Below are 13,075 nucleotides of genomic sequence, written 5' to 3'. Positions count from 1 at the left end.
CGCATGATATTATCATAAGTAATAATGTTATCAAATATGATAATAATGAGGTGAAGATGATGAATCAAGACGTTTTAAAAAGTCTGTTAAACCCGATTCGCATGAAAATTTTTCAGCACGTTCTCATGAACGAGCAAGTGACGACCGGAGAGTTGGCAAAGTTGCTTCCCGATGTGCCCCAAGCGAGCCTCTATCGCCATATCAACAAGATGGTACAAGACGAGATTTTATCTGTCGCAAGTGAGAACAAAGTACGTGGGGTGTATGAAAAAGTGTACGCGATTCAAAACAATCCATTGACCGCTGTCAATCAAGTCGTCGAAGAGGAAGATTGTGAACAACTATATAAAATATGTTACACGTTCGCGATGTCACTGCTCATGGATTTCGGAGACTATTTAAAGCGGGACAAAATCGACCTTCAAGGAGACAAGGTCGGCTTTCGGAGTATCCCACTTTATCTGTCTGATGCCGAGAGTGATCGATTCCTAAGAGGTCTCTACAATCTCTTAGAGGGAGTGCTCGAGCATGAACCATCTGAAGAACGTACGTTGCGGAAATTCTCCTACGCGTTCATGCCGGTAGAAGAAAAGGAGGAGATGGATGATGTATAAACAAGAAAATGTGTTGATTCAAGGGGAAACAACCATTGCTGCCACCATAACGACACCCGATCAGGAACGGTCGTCCTTTCCAGCCATCGTCCTCATCGGAGGGACGGGAGGATTGGACCGTGACGGAAACGGTACCGGCTTCAAGTCAAACTTGTATAAAGACTTAGCAGAATGGCTGACGATCCAAGGATTCATCACATTACGCTATGACAAACGGGGGATTGGCAAGAGTGGTGGCAATCGACATAGCGTCGGTCTGACAGGACTCGTTGATGACGTGTCGGCGGTCGTCCGTTATCTGAAATCTCATGATCATGTCTCACAAGACGTTTTATTGCTCGGCCATAGCGAAGGATGTATCGTCGCGACACTCGCAGCAGAACGTGAATCCGTTTCTGGTCTCATCCTGTTGTCTGGTGCCGGTGTCGCCTTGAAGACGAGCATGCAGGAACAGGCGCATGCCTTACTCGATGAAGTGAAACGTACGAAAGGGATCAAGGGTAAACTGCTTCGCTTTAGCTTGAATGAGAAGTCGGTCGTCGGGAAACAACAAAAACTGTTCGAGCGCGTCACAGCAACGGATCAGGATACGATGCGGATCCAGCTGATGAAGTTCCCTGCCAAATGGTTACGGGAGCATCTTGCACACACAGACGTGTCACTTCGAGAACGATTGGTTCAATTGAACATTCCGACGCTCGCACTGACAGGAGACCGGGACGTTCAAACGGACGTCGAGCATCTAGATGAGCTCGCTGCACTTCACGTAGAGCATATCGAGGTACAAAAGATTAAGGACATGGACCATATGTTGAAACATTTCGATGGTGAGATGAGTATTTTGGACGTGAAAAAACAATATCGTTCACAACTCAGTGAACCGCTCCATCCTGAGCTACAGCATCAACTTCACGAATGGCTAAAGCGCCACGACTGGGCATCATGACGAACAAGACAGCGGAAACCTCTCCGCTGTCTTGTTTTATGTATGTAAGAACCGCTCAACGTTTTCCATCGAGAAATGACGGCTCCATTGAACGAAGTGTCCACCTGGTACGGCAATCAATTGTACAGAAGGATGAAGCAGTCGTTCCGCTCGTTTGACATGATGGAGCGTTCGCTTCGCCTCCATCAAATCAATTCCCGTGAAATCCGCATAATACAGGTGCGTCGGGACTTGGACGCGTCGTAACAAGTCCTTAAAATCCAATCCATCATAACCAAACAACAAGTGTAAGCCACCGGTCGAAAGACGGGCCGATTGCTCGACAGCAGAACGAATCGATAACGTCGGCTCGACCCCGATTCGTCGACAGAACAGTTGGAACCGCTCTTCAGAAAACGTGGGGTCACTCTTACTCACTTTCGTTTCAATCCAGTTCAAGAGGCGTCGTGGTGAATGGTGATACAGTAGACGTAAAAGCGGTAAGGCGAATCCGAAGATGCCATATTCCCGATATGGTAGCATAGCGTTCGGTTTATGTCCTTGGTCGAGAAGTATCAAATGCCTGACTTGGTCTGGATAATGGACTGCATAAGCCAGGGCGATGGCACCTCCCATCGAATGACCGATTAGTCGAACCGATTCAAGGTGTCGTGAGATTCGATACGTCTCGACCCAGTCCGCGAGTACTTTGGAGGTGGCGAATGTATGTAGTCCCTCACTTTCACCAAATCCAGGTAGATCTAACAGGTGAACTTCGAAATCTTTATGTAATGCTTCGGCAAATAATTGGCCTTGTGACCCAGTGAATCCTCCACCGGGAAGGAAAAGTACAGGTTCACCTCGACCATGGACGGTTGCATGGAATTGTCTCACGTCATCTCTCCTTTATATAATGGAGTGCTTTCCATTCAAGTATAAAGATTGCTGGGAGTCAATTGAAGAAAAATCGCCATGTTTCTCAGGAGGCTCGCAACCAAATGTGGGTATAACATAGTGACAGGCAGATTACTGTCATCACACATCGTATACGTTCTGACCTTTCAAAGGAGGAATGAGGAATGAAGCTTTCAGGAAAAACAGCAATTGTCACTGGCGCAGGTTCAGGCATGGGGCGAGCCATCGCCAAACTGTTTGCGGAAGAAGGCGCACGAGTCGTCGCCTTCGACTTGAATGAAGATGCTGTGCAGGCGGTAGTTGATGAAATCAAAGCAGCGGGTGGGGAAGTTCTTGGCATTGCTGGTAACGTGACGAATCAAACGGATATTGACAAACTTGTCGATGCGGCGAAAGACACGTTCGGCTCGGTCGACATTCTCGTCAATAACGCGGGAATCATGGACAACTTCATGACGGTGGGAGAAGTGACGGATGAATTATGGGACCGTGTCCTTGGCGTCAATTTGACCGGACCGATGAAACTTTCACGTGCCGCCATCCAAGTGATGGAGAAGCAGAACCGGGGTGGCGTCATCATCAACAATGCATCGGTCGGAGGATTATTCGGTACACGAGGTGGTGCAGCGTATGTGGCCTCAAAACATGCGTTAATCGGATTGACGAAGAACATCGCGGCGACACATGGCACGCTCGGTAAGATTCGAGCAAACGCCATCGCACCGGGTGGCGTCAATACGAATATTGGGTCAACCATCACAGCACCGAGCGAACTTGGGATGCGCGCCATTCAAGGGGCGGGGGAAGCCCCGATGGGAGAACCAGAGCAAATCGCGAACGTCGCCCTCTTTTTAGCATCGGATGATTCGAGCTTCGTGAATGGAGATGTTTTGAAAGCCGATGGTGGGTGGACCGCAAGATAAAAGAAAAGAGTCGGTTATTCGGCTCTTTTCTTTTGATATTGTTTTCGATAGGCGAGCGGGGTGATTGCATGATGTGCTTTGAATGTCTGTACGAAATGACTGACACTTGAGTAGCTCAGGCGATTGGCGATGTCAGCAACCGATTCAATCGAATCCATTAATAGAGTTGCGGCCCGATCCATTCTTTTAACTTGGACATATGCAAGTGGGGAGGTGTTCCCGAACGTAGTAAACAACCGACAACATTCACTGCGACTTACATTACCCGCAGTCGCGATTCGAGCTAACGTGGGCTTATCTTCTAGATGAGACTCGATATAAGCGAGCATCAGACGAAGGCTCTCCCGTTTGTTCTCATTCTTCATCACTTCACCCTCTTGCTGAATCCAGTAGCGCCAGATGACTGTACATTGAAGTGTCGCATCCATCAATGCGAGTGGACCGTCCGCAGATAAATGTTGAACGGCCCGTTCAATCGTCTGAATAATAGATTGATGACCTCGTTCCGGTTTTATCATATGTATGGACTTTTCAGTATTTAGATATGGCGTCACATATCGCTTCGCCAACTCGGGATGGAACAAAGCAGTCGGATCAAATTCGAGTAACCTCATCGGTGACGCTTCCTCGATTTTCTCAACCATGACACTTTGTCCTCGTGCCAAGAGAACGGCTTCTCTTGGATGAAGGGTGAGGCTTACTCCGTTCACTCGAATCACGGACATCCCAGACTTGCAAAAAAGAACAGTGAAGTGATCAGTCACCTTTAATGTCAATGATCCGTGACGAATCATCTCGATACTCTTCAAAAGAGCCATCCTCCTCGTTTCGGAAATTTCCCGACATTTCATTTCGATTGTTCACGGAGAAACACTTTGAAATGAGCATGAACTGGGACGAATCTGACATTTTTAATCATCGTTCATTAAAAGATACAATCGAGTTTCTTCTATATAAGAGTTTAAAAAATCAGCCAACCGGTAAACGCAGCATGCACGAGAATTGCAACAGGCACTCCGATTCGGAATTTCGGTTTTAGCGTCTTATGACGAAAGACGCGCATCGCCAAATAGGCACCGAACGCTCCACCGATCCATGCCATCGTCAACAATGTCCGCTCAGAAATACGCCAAGCTCCGACACGAGAGCGTCGTTTATCGACAAAATATGACACAAACGCTAGTAAATTAGTCACAATGTAATATAGCAGTAATAGTTCCAAAGACCAAAACCTCCTTTTTTCTCTCTATAGTATATCTTAAATTGGCTCTGTGAAGCCGTTTCAATAGATTGAAACAATTTTCAGAAACCTCTCATCCTCGTGAATTGTTCTGTAAATGAACTGATAACACTCTCATATCGTCCTGTAATCGCTGTGAAATATACAGGTGTTACAGTAAGGGGGCGTTAGAAAAGGGAGGAATATTCTTATGAAAAAACCACTATTGACACTAACGGCACTCGCTGGCCTTAGTTTAGGAGTCGCTGCTCCAGCTTCGGCAGCATCAACACACACAGTTCAGTCTGGAGATACACTCTATCGTATCGCCGTGAACAACAACGTCTCTGTAAACGACATCAAACAAGCGAACGGCTTAAACTCAAATATGATTTATCCGAACCAAGTCTTGAAACTTGGAAAGGCAGAAGCAAAATCACAAGCTTCTACTGCATCTAAAACGTATACAGTTAAATCAGGTGATACACTTTATCGTATCGCATTGAACCACGGGATCTCTGTCAATCAATTGATGACTTGGAACGGTCTTGATTCAGATCTTATTTTCCCTGGACAAGAGTTCGCCGTGAAAGGTGCAGCCGCTGCATCTGTAGCGAACGATGCGAAGACAACAGCACCGAAGACATCGACATCAGCACCTGTAACAAAAACTGCATCGTCTACAACGCAAACCCAAGCTCCGGCTTCAGGTCAGACAATGACAGTTGAAGCGACAGCTTATACACCATATTGTGCAGGATGTTCTGGTATCACAGCGACAGGAATCGACGTTCGTTCGAACCCGAACCAAAAAGTCATCGCGGTTGACCCTTCTGTCATTCCGCTCGGCTCTAAAGTATGGGTTGAAGGATACGGAGAAGCCATCGCAGGAGACACTGGTGGTGCCATCAAAGGAAACAAAATCGATATCTTGATGCCGACACAAGAGCAAGCACTTGCTTTCGGTCGCCAATCAATCACAATCAAAGTCTTGAACTAATTCAAGCTGATCAAAGACACTGCCATCGGGCGGTGTCTTTTTTTGTCTATACCTTCTCCCAAGGATTCTTCACTTTCGTCAGTCCGAGTCGCTTCGCGAGTGGTTTAATCGTCAATCCATGTAGGGCGACAGACGTTACGACTAAACCGAGTGTGATTGGCAACATCCGTTCCGCATCTTCAATTCCCAGTTCGGCAATCTCTTGTGCAAAGAAACCGGTCACCGTCATCGCAACAATACCTCGAGGGGCAATCCAGCTGATGAGTGCCCGTTCTTGAGCGGATAGCGGAGAACCGAGGAGCGACGTCTGCACCGAGATCGGTCGGACAAAAAATAAGATTCCGAGAATCGACAAGAGGAGAGGCCAGTCGAAAATGGCGAGTAAACTATCACGTGTCAAACTTGCCGTCAGAATGATGAAGACTGTCGAAACCAGCAAGATTGAAATGTTCTCTTTAAACTCACGAAGCTGTTTCAGAATATGCATATGTCCATGCTTTGAATTTGCCATCGTCAATCCCATTGCCGTTACAGCCAATAGCCCAACCTCGCTCATGACCCACTCACTGATTGAATATACGAGGAGGACCCCAGAGAACGTGAGGGTTGTTCTTAAATAATCAGGGACTTTCTCATTCCCGAATAAACGAATCAATAGATGCCCAACGGCAATCCCAAAGGCGACCGCGACGATACAGGACCAAAAAAATGGCAAGTGGCTCGCGAGCCCGTCGTTTTGATAGAAGATGAATCCCACTCGAACGACAAAGAGTCCAATCAAGGCGCCAAGGGGATCAACGATGATCCCTTCCCATTTCAAGACTTTAGCTGGGCGAGCGGACAAGTTAGCTTGTCGAAGTAACGGGATGATGACGGTCGGTCCGGTCACGACAAAGATGGCACCGAGCGTAAATGCTGGCAACCAATGAAAATCTCCAACCATGATGAGCAAAATCGAGGTCAAGATAAAAGAAACGAATACCCCGACCGTGACGAGACGAAAGATTGATCTCCGCAAATCGTCAATCTCCCTGAATTCGAGACTGAGGCTTCCTTCGAACAGGATGAGCGCCACCGCGATGGAGATGAGTGGGCTATAAAGCTCACCGAGTATCCGATCCGGCTCCAACCAACCGAAAATCGGTCCGACTAGAATCCCTGCAACCGTCATAATCAAGATGGCTGGGAAGTCAAATCGCCAAGCGAGTAACTGCGAAAGTGCACCGATGAGGACAAGTAAGCTGAACCCAATCATCATGTCTTCCATAAGCTTCCCCCGTTTCTTCACTTCTTCATTAATGTATACCCAAATCAGGAAAAACATTTGCTAAGATAGTCTGATTTCGGGTAAGAATTGAAAGAAAGGGAGGGATACCATGGAAGTGACTATCGGACTCATTATCGTCATCATGACTTGGCTCATCTTATTGCTTAACCTTACGTTTGCAATCACCATTATCTTTTTTGAAAGGCGTGACATTGGAACGACTTGGGCGTGGTTACTCGTCCTCTTCTTCTTGCCTCTCATCGGATTCTTCGTCTACATCTTCTTCGGTCGATTGATCAAATCTCAAAACTTTTATGAAGTCGAAGAAGAGAAACGTGAAACGTATCATCATCATGTGGCGGAGCAACTTGACCAATTGGACCAATCCATGGCACCGTTCAATCATCCACTTCTATTGAAGCACCGACGACTCGCACGATTGAATCTCGTATCGACGAATGCGATGATGTCTTTCCAGAACGATATCGACGTCCTTCACGACGGAAAAGAGAAGTTTGATCAACTGTTTCGAGATATTGAACAGGCGACGAAAGAAGTGAACATTCAATATTACATCATCCAAAACGATGCGCTGGGTCAATCGTTAATTCGCTTATTGACCGAAAAGGCAAAACAAGGATTACGTGTCCGACTCCTCTACGATGCGGTAGGCTCGAGGGGACTGAGGCACAAACACTTTAAGGACCTGCTGGCCCACGGTGGGGAAGTCAAATCGTTCTTTCCGTCCAAACTCGGCATCAACTTCCGCGTCAACAATCGAAATCACCGAAAGCTCTGCGTCGTTGACGGAGAACTTGGTTATATCGGCGGCTTCAACGTCGGGGATGAGTATCTTGGAAAGGATGAGCATTTCGGTTATTGGCGAGATGTTCACTTACGAATTTCAGGAGACGCCGTTAAGGAATTGCTCGAACGATTCATCCTGGATTGGAATCGCTCTGTCCCGACACGAACGAAGGCACAGAAAGACGACTTTGTTTGGCCAATCGAAGGGATTGCTCGTCATGCGTCCCCGGTTCAAATCGTGACATCGGGTCCAAACTCGTCGACGGAGCATTTAAAGAATATGCTCGTCAAAATGATCACCCAGTCGAAAGAATGTATCTATATCCAGACTCCCTACTTCATCCCGGATGCAAGTTTCCTTGATGCCTGTCGAATCGCCCTGATGGCGGGTACTAAGATCAAACTGATGATCCCGAACAAGCCCGACCATATGTTTGTCTACTGGGCGACCTATGCGAACGCTGCGGAACTCGTACGTTACGGGGCAGAAGTGTTCACGTATGAGGAAGGATTCCTTCATGCGAAAACGCTCGTCATTGACGGAGAAGTCGCATCAATTGGGACGACGAACATCGACGCCCGAAGTTTCCGCCTCAACTTTGAAATTTCAGCGCTTGTCTTCGACAAAGCCGTCGCTCAGTCCGTCATCGATGCGTTCGAGCGAGACGAGGCACGCGCTGAGCGGCTAACCATCGAACGATATGAATCGAGGACACGTTGGATTCGCTTCAAAGAGAGCGTGTCCCGCCTTCTCAGTCCAATTTTATAATGAAAAACATCCGGTCAGAAGGAACTCCTCTGCCGGATGTTTTTTAGCGTTTATTCACTTGTTCAACGAGTCGTTCGAATGAATCACTAATTGCTTGTGGCGCTTCCTTGTCCCCATACTCTGCGGCCTCTAACCAATCTGCATAAAGCCTGTGGTCCGTGAACTCGATTCGCTGCAACCAATCAGCCACCGTCTCCTCTCGATGACGTGGGTGATGCTGTTCTAACTTTCGTCCCGTCTCAAGAAGGCGAATCTGGCGAGGCGAGCGGACGATCCGCTTATCTGAGAGTGTCGGGTGGTGAATACTCCTAGGAATCATTCCATCTTCCTGGATGTCTTTTCGCTTCTGCAGATAGAAGAACAATCCTACCCCAAGAAGCAAGATCATTACAAACACTCCGATATAGAACAGCGAGTTATTCGATGCGGACGCGAGCAATGTCTCTTGCGCCACTGTCTCCGCATCTAGGTTCGGATTATCCGGTACGAGGAAGCGGTTTACGCGATCATTCGGGTCGAGTACGATTCCATCAAACCAGCTCCCGATCCACAAAAAGAATGGAGTGATCCAGGCGACGACATTACCAAACAATAGCTCTTTAATCGTACGAATGATGAGAGAGACAATCAGACCGATGCCTAGGCCTACGGTCAACATCGTCACCATCCGCTTGTAGTCGCGACGGTAATACAGGTTTCGTTGCCAAATCAAAAAGATGAACGGAAAGAGCACCATCGCGAGCGATTGCGATGCCGGGGGGAATAACCAGTCCGCCACTAAAAACAATACGCTCGCCATCGCGTAACGGTCCGTCCAATCCAACGTCCGAATGAATGCATGAACGTATGTGAATATCAAAAGCATGATGCTCATCTCATAAGAGAAATAAAGGGCACCGACGCTCATGATCGTCTGTACAATCAGTTGTGTATTCCGAGGGAGACGAAGTGTCAATAAGAAGAGCAATGGAAACACGTGCCCGATGTAAAATGCTGCGAAGACCCACCATAACCATCTCATTGACCGTCACCCCCCAAGCGGAGAATCGACTGATTCCCACTGTATTTGGCGACCTTTCGTTCAAACAAGGAGCGAGCAAGCGGAAAATCACTCTCGGACAGACAAGCGAACGTCGTCATAATCTTCCGAAAATGTACCTCACCACTTCCCGGTTGAAGGTCATACGTGATTCCATCCTTCGTAAGCGTCGGGACAATCAGACCGTAACTCGCATTTTCTTTCTCGAAATCACGGCATAATGCGGCAGCTTGCGAGATGAGGCGCTCCATCTGATAGGTGAGGGCACGCCCATCCTTCGTCAACAAGTCGAGGACGATGACATATTCATTTGCTTGTACCGGTTGCTCGGTACGGGCCAGCAGTTCGCCCGTCTTCGCATAGGCAGACCAATATAGCTGTCGCATCGGTTGCCCATGATATGGAGTGACCGATTGGAACGTCTCCGGGTCACGATAGGCACTATGACGAACCATCTCCTCACCTGGGAGAGTAGGGGGACGTTTCGGAATCGGATAGGGCGAAAACTCTGGGAAGACATAGCCGATGCGTGGGAGTGAGTCCTCTTTATAGAGCGAGAACATACGTAACGGATCCCGAATTTCCATCCCGATAGCCTCAAGGCGGATAGGACCTCGCTTCTTCGCATGGAGCGGGATTGTGAAGTCGACAGTCGCATTCGTCTCGACAAAGTTCTCCTGCCGCCAAAACGCATGTCCTTCTGATTCCACGGTGGGATGCAAATAGCCGGATAGGCGGACAACGCCAAGCGGGACTTTTGCCGTCGACACAAGTTTCAAGACATAGACGGCCTCGTCATTCGGAAAGAGTTTCATCTCCTCAGTGAGGTCGACATGGATTTGTTCTGCCAATCGAAACATAAAAGATGGCATGACCAGTGCATAGAGACTGAATCCAATCAATAGACTGGCAATCAAGACGTTCCCATAAAGTGCCGTGAAGACCCCGACGACGAACAGGAGCCACATATAGCCGGACTCGAGATAGCGTGGGCTGACTAACTGCATCTTACACCTCTGAGGGGACCGGGATGGTCTCGAGTACAGATTTGATCAACTTTGACGGCTTCGTCTTCAGCGACGCTTCGACCGTCAAGACGATTCGATGCCCTAAAATCGGAAGCGCGAGTGCCCGAATATCTTCTGGTGAGACATAGTCGCGTCCTTCCATATAGGCATGAGCCCGAGCCGCCATCGTATACGCGAGCGTCGCACGTGGACTTGGTCCAACCTCGATGTCACGATGATGACGAAGTGACTCCATCAAATCCAGTAAGTAATCCTCCATCGCCTCGTGGAATCGGACATCTCGTACCTCTTGTTGCATCTTCAACAATTCGTCCTGTTGCAGAGAGAAAGATTCTGAAGCGAGGTGCTCATTGCGAATCAGTCGTCGTTCGGAATCTCGCGAGAGGGGAGCGAGTGTCAATTTGAATAAGAAACGGTCCAATTGAGCCTGCGGGAGCGGAAACGTCCCTTGTCCATCGAATGGGTTTTGAGTGGCAATCATAAAGAATGGTTCCGGTAGCTTGAGCGACACTTCCCCGAGTGTCACTTGACGTTCCTGCATCGCCTCAAGCAACGCAGATTGTGTACGTGGCGTCGTCCGGTTAATCTCATCGACAAGTAGAATCGATGTGAAAATCGGACCCGTCCGACGTTCGAACGCTCCGGTCGTCGGATTGAATAACTCCATTCCTAAAATATCACTTGGCAATGTATCCGGGGTACACTGTACACGCTGAAATGTCGCTGATATCGAACTTGCCAAACTACGGGCAAGTGTAGTCTTCCCCGTACCGGGACGGTCCTCGAGTAAAACGTGACCTCCTGATAGTAATGCAATCGAAGCGAGCTTGATGGCTTTCGATTGACCAATGACTTGATCATTCAAATGTGAAACCCATGGATGGTTCATTCAAAATCCCCCTATATTTTTCTGATAATTAAGAAAATCATAGCATAATCGGTTCAGGAGATGTATCAAAAATCCATTTCACTAAAAAAGACCGACCGGCATAAGCCAGTCAGTCAACGTTTTGGAGAATCCAAGTATCGTTCAAAATGACGTTCGAGCCATTCTTGGAAAAAGGACATGAACGTACAGATTGCCCAGTAGATCAACGCCACGACGATATACACTGTCATGTAGTCGAACTCTCGTCCACCGACGATTTTGGCCTTGTTGAATATCTCAGGTACCGTGATCATCGCAGCGAGCGAACTCGCTTTAATCAGATCGAGAAAAACGTTCGAGAGCGGCGGAAGGGCGATCCGTGTCGCCTGCGGTAGGACGACCCCCTTCAATGTCAACCATTTCCCCATCCCGAGTGAACGAGCCGCCTCAACCTGTCCGTCATCGACCGCGCGAATCGAGGAGCGGATGATCTCAGCGATATAGGCGGCAGAATTCAGACTAAATCCGAGAATGGCTGCCGTCAAAGCGGCGAACTCGATTCCGATGAACGGGAATCCCGAATAGAGGATGAACAGAATGATCAAGATGGGGACTCCGCGCATGAACGAGATATAGAAAGTCGACGGATAGCGAAGGAGTCGTGTCGGAGACAACTTCCCGAGCGCCAACAAAAGACCAAGCAGGAGACCAAAAAACATGCTGATGAACGAGATCCAAAGCGTATTCGGTAACCCGCCCAATAGGTAAGGAAACGATTGGATCGCCAGGTCTACGTCAAAGATGGCGTCCCATTTGACATCTGAGAACGACATGCCAACATTACTTCGTTTCGACGATTGTTGCGTCTACGTCAGGTTCTACCGAAACATCGGCACCATTATAGAATTGCTCAGATAGTTCTTTGACTGTACCATCTTCAAGCATTTCATCTAGTACACGGTCGATGTTCTCCTGGAGCTCGTCATTGTCTTTATCCATCAAAAATGCTACTTCTTGCGGGTTATAGGCGATATCCGGATGAATCGTGATATCGAACTCAGGGAAGAATGCAAGTGCCAACGTTTGAAGATAATAGTCGTTCAAGATGACATCGGTCCGTCCCGTTGAAACGTCGCGCAAGTACTGGTCGTTCGTGGCGTTGTCATAGATGACTTCTTCTGCTCCATACTTTCGAGCCACATCCATGAAGACAGTCGTCGCCTCACCAGCGGCTTTCTTGCCTTTCAAATCCTCGAGTGATTCAATTCCAGAGAGGTCGCTCTTGCGAACGATAGCAGTCCCGTAAGTGTATTTATACGGTTTTGAGAAGGCGAACTTCTCTTTACGGTCTTCTGTTACCGAGATATCATTTGCAGCGATGTCGATTTGACCGTTCTGAACACTCGTTAACATGTTGTCAAATGCCATTTCTTTGAACTCGATTTCGAGATCAAGGCGTTTGGCGACTTCTTTCATGAGTTCGACATCGAAACCTGTCAACGTATCGCTCTCTTCTTCACGGAAAGAAGCGGGGTAGAGGGTGCCGGCAGTTCCGACCGTCAATGTGCCTTCTTCTTGAATCTCTTCCCAGCGTGTCGTATCTGCTTGATTCGTGCTATCATCACCACAAGCGGCAAGAGGGATTGCTAAAAATAAAGTTGCTGCCAAACCTTTAGTCGTTCGTTTCACAAGAATTCCTCC

Annotated in this window: 14 protein-coding genes; 5 read left to right on the top strand and 9 right to left on the bottom strand. The window is 48.0% G+C overall.

Going from position 1 to position 13,075, the window contains the following annotated elements:
- The first annotated feature begins 59 nt into the window (after window positions 1-59).
- Window positions 60-614 (top strand): helix-turn-helix domain-containing protein, encoded by a 555-nt coding sequence (locus tag IRJ25_RS06525; RefSeq protein ID WP_269317952.1) that lies wholly within the window; start codon window positions 60-62, stop codon window positions 612-614.
- Window positions 607-1,560 carry an alpha/beta hydrolase gene (locus tag IRJ25_RS06520; protein WP_269317951.1) on the top strand — a complete coding sequence of 318 codons (954 nt, stop codon included), beginning with the start codon at window positions 607-609 and terminating at the stop codon, window positions 1,558-1,560. Before IRJ25_RS06525 ends, IRJ25_RS06520 begins: the two co-directional genes overlap by 8 nt.
- A gap of 36 nt (window positions 1,561-1,596) precedes the next feature.
- Here IRJ25_RS06520 and IRJ25_RS06515 read toward each other — a convergent pair whose 3' ends face one another.
- Entirely contained in the window at window positions 1,597-2,433 is an 837-nt protein-coding gene (locus IRJ25_RS06515) for an alpha/beta hydrolase (protein WP_269317950.1), read from the bottom strand.
- A gap of 185 nt (window positions 2,434-2,618) precedes the next feature.
- Between IRJ25_RS06515 and IRJ25_RS06510 the strand changes: the two genes are divergently transcribed.
- Window positions 2,619-3,377, top strand: a complete 759-nt coding sequence (locus tag IRJ25_RS06510; RefSeq protein ID WP_214781131.1) for a glucose 1-dehydrogenase — start codon at window positions 2,619-2,621, stop codon at window positions 3,375-3,377.
- 14 nt (window positions 3,378-3,391) lie between these two features.
- On the opposite strand, the gene IRJ25_RS06505 is transcribed toward IRJ25_RS06510, so the two are convergent.
- On the bottom strand, window positions 3,392-4,186 hold the full coding sequence (locus IRJ25_RS06505) for a helix-turn-helix transcriptional regulator (RefSeq protein ID WP_269317949.1): 795 nt from the start codon (window positions 4,184-4,186) through the stop codon (window positions 3,392-3,394).
- Between the two features lie 152 nt (window positions 4,187-4,338).
- Complete coding sequence (locus IRJ25_RS06500) at window positions 4,339-4,599, bottom strand: DUF1294 domain-containing protein (protein WP_159562313.1); 261 nt, start codon at window positions 4,597-4,599, stop codon at window positions 4,339-4,341.
- A 208-nt stretch (window positions 4,600-4,807) separates the two neighbouring features.
- On the opposite strand from IRJ25_RS06500, the gene IRJ25_RS06495 reads away from it, so the two are divergent.
- Window positions 4,808-5,596, top strand: coding sequence for a LysM peptidoglycan-binding and 3D domain-containing protein (locus IRJ25_RS06495; RefSeq protein ID WP_159562314.1), 789 nt, complete (start codon window positions 4,808-4,810; stop codon window positions 5,594-5,596).
- Between the two features lie 46 nt (window positions 5,597-5,642).
- On the opposite strand, the gene IRJ25_RS06490 is transcribed toward IRJ25_RS06495, so the two are convergent.
- Window positions 5,643-6,863, bottom strand: a complete 1,221-nt coding sequence (locus IRJ25_RS06490) for a cation:proton antiporter (protein ID WP_269317948.1) — start codon at window positions 6,861-6,863, stop codon at window positions 5,643-5,645.
- A gap of 109 nt (window positions 6,864-6,972) precedes the next feature.
- Between IRJ25_RS06490 and cls the strand changes: the two genes are divergently transcribed.
- On the top strand, window positions 6,973-8,439 hold the full coding sequence (gene cls / locus IRJ25_RS06485) for a cardiolipin synthase (RefSeq protein ID WP_214781135.1): 1,467 nt from the start codon (window positions 6,973-6,975) through the stop codon (window positions 8,437-8,439).
- Window positions 8,440-8,482: 43 nt separating this feature from the next.
- On the opposite strand, the gene IRJ25_RS06480 is transcribed toward cls, so the two are convergent.
- The 5 genes from IRJ25_RS06480 to IRJ25_RS06460 form a co-directional block, all read right to left on the bottom strand.
- Complete coding sequence (locus IRJ25_RS06480) at window positions 8,483-9,460, bottom strand: hypothetical protein (protein WP_159562317.1); 978 nt, start codon at window positions 9,458-9,460, stop codon at window positions 8,483-8,485.
- The gene (locus tag IRJ25_RS06475) at window positions 9,457-10,485 is read right to left on the bottom strand and encodes a DUF58 domain-containing protein (protein ID WP_012726320.1); all 1,029 of its coding nucleotides are present in this window, start codon (window positions 10,483-10,485) and stop codon (window positions 9,457-9,459) included. The genes IRJ25_RS06480 and IRJ25_RS06475 overlap by 4 nt, the downstream gene beginning before the upstream one ends.
- A 1-nt stretch (window position 10,486) precedes the next feature.
- Entirely contained in the window at window positions 10,487-11,395 is a 909-nt protein-coding gene (locus IRJ25_RS06470; protein ID WP_012726321.1) for an AAA family ATPase, read from the bottom strand.
- Between the two features lie 113 nt (window positions 11,396-11,508).
- Entirely contained in the window at window positions 11,509-12,207 is a 699-nt protein-coding gene (locus IRJ25_RS06465; RefSeq protein ID WP_074037007.1) for an amino acid ABC transporter permease, read from the bottom strand.
- Between the two features lie 7 nt (window positions 12,208-12,214).
- Window positions 12,215-13,063: a transporter substrate-binding domain-containing protein gene (locus IRJ25_RS06460; protein WP_269317947.1), complete on the bottom strand. Its 849-nt coding sequence runs from the start codon at window positions 13,061-13,063 to the stop codon at window positions 12,215-12,217.
- Between the last annotated feature and the right edge of the window lie 12 nt (window positions 13,064-13,075).

The sequence above is a fragment of the Exiguobacterium sp. KJ 601 genome (assembly GCF_027161185.1).
Classification (GTDB): domain Bacteria; phylum Bacillota; class Bacilli; order Exiguobacteriales; family Exiguobacteriaceae; genus Exiguobacterium; species Exiguobacterium profundum.
The sequence above is the reverse complement of the archived record's forward strand: the minus strand, read 5'-3'. Positions and strand labels throughout refer to the sequence as shown.

What these genes read in the sequence shown, in the direction of transcription:
- IRJ25_RS06525 (WP_269317952.1), top strand. Translation starts at nt 60, where the DNA reads ATGAATCAAGACGTTTTAAAAAGTCTGTTAAACCCGATTCGCATGAAA.
- IRJ25_RS06520 (WP_269317951.1), top strand. Translation starts at nt 607, where the DNA reads ATGTATAAACAAGAAAATGTGTTGATTCAAGGGGAAACAACCATTGCT.
- IRJ25_RS06510 (WP_214781131.1), top strand. Translation starts at nt 2,619, where the DNA reads ATGAAGCTTTCAGGAAAAACAGCAATTGTCACTGGCGCAGGTTCAGGC.
- IRJ25_RS06495 (WP_159562314.1), top strand. Translation starts at nt 4,808, where the DNA reads ATGAAAAAACCACTATTGACACTAACGGCACTCGCTGGCCTTAGTTTA.
- IRJ25_RS06490 (WP_269317948.1), bottom strand. Translation starts at nt 6,863, where the DNA reads ATGGAAGACATGATGATTGGGTTCAGCTTACTTGTCCTCATCGGTGCA.
- cls (WP_214781135.1), top strand. Translation starts at nt 6,973, where the DNA reads ATGGAAGTGACTATCGGACTCATTATCGTCATCATGACTTGGCTCATC.
- IRJ25_RS06480 (WP_159562317.1), bottom strand. Translation starts at nt 9,460, where the DNA reads ATGAGATGGTTATGGTGGGTCTTCGCAGCATTTTACATCGGGCACGTG.
- IRJ25_RS06475 (WP_012726320.1), bottom strand. Translation starts at nt 10,485, where the DNA reads ATGCAGTTAGTCAGCCCACGCTATCTCGAGTCCGGCTATATGTGGCTC.
- IRJ25_RS06470 (WP_012726321.1), bottom strand. Translation starts at nt 11,395, where the DNA reads ATGAACCATCCATGGGTTTCACATTTGAATGATCAAGTCATTGGTCAA.
- IRJ25_RS06465 (WP_074037007.1), bottom strand. Translation starts at nt 12,207, where the DNA reads ATGTCGTTCTCAGATGTCAAATGGGACGCCATCTTTGACGTAGACCTG.